Here is a 217-nt window from a genome sequence, read left to right as displayed (position 1 = left end):
GGCGCTAGAGAGCTTAACTTCCGTGTTCGGTATGGGAACGGGTGTGACCTCTCTGCCATCATTACCAGACTATATTCATTTAAGACAAGAATCATCATAACTTATTCGACATTTAAAGTCAATAAGTTTTTTATATTCTCTCAAAACTAGATAACATTAGCTTCATATTATATGGTTAAGTCCTCGATCTATTAGTATTCGTCAGCTCCACATGTCA

Annotated in this window: 1 rRNA gene; it reads right to left on the bottom strand. The window is 36.4% G+C overall.

What is annotated here, in order from left to right:
• Positions 1-69: ribosomal RNA gene (rrf, locus tag SB773_RS35315) — 5S ribosomal RNA — on the bottom strand; the annotation flags it as partial.
• Positions 70-217: the final 148 nt, after the last annotated feature.

It is taken from the genome of Bacillus sp. SIMBA_074 (assembly GCF_046534555.1).
Taxonomy (GTDB): Bacteria; Bacillota; Bacilli; order Bacillales; family Bacillaceae_G; genus Bacillus_A; species Bacillus_A mycoides.
Note: the sequence above shows the minus strand (reverse complement) of the source record. Positions and strands in the feature narration are given on the sequence as shown.